We start from the raw sequence: 336 nt of genomic DNA, 5'->3' as shown, positions 1-336 counted from the left end.
TACGTCATACTTGCGTATCAATTCATCAAGATCTATCGTATGAGACTTATCCTCTGACTGCTTCTGGGTCTCCTCTGTCTGGTCCAACCAAAGTCACCTCTCGATCGATATCGACAGCGCAAATGATAGCCGTCCCCGATGACAAGAGGGGAGGCTCGTTCGCTTTGACTTCGGCAGGTTCCATGGCCTCCATGCTCGTCTTTACGCCCATCGCCGATTTCTTCCCTCACTTAAAACGCAAACCGTAAACGCGATGGGGAAAGCTTCCCTCTGAAAGGCAATCTGTTTTAAGTTCGCCTTCAGTATATGCTTCATCTGCATGGGGGCGACCAACGC

General features: G+C 50.3%; 1 protein-coding gene. It reads right to left on the bottom strand.

The features are described from left to right. Window positions 1-46: 46 nt before the first annotated feature. On the bottom strand, window positions 47-211 hold the full coding sequence (locus EZM41_RS13215; RefSeq protein ID WP_198471694.1) for a hypothetical protein: 165 nt from the start codon (window positions 209-211) through the stop codon (window positions 47-49). Window positions 212-336 lie beyond the last annotated feature (125 nt).

Source organism: Acetomicrobium sp. S15 = DSM 107314 (assembly GCF_016125955.1).
In the GTDB taxonomy this organism is placed as follows: Bacteria; Synergistota; Synergistia; order Synergistales; family Thermosynergistaceae; genus Thermosynergistes; species Thermosynergistes pyruvativorans.
This window is presented reverse-complemented; position numbering and strand designations above follow the sequence as displayed.

Bases quoted from the DNA above. Each gene is read 5' to 3' on its own strand.
- EZM41_RS13215 (WP_198471694.1), bottom strand. From the start codon at position 211: ATGGGCGTAAAGACGAGCATGGAGGCCATGGAACCTGCCGAAGTCAAA.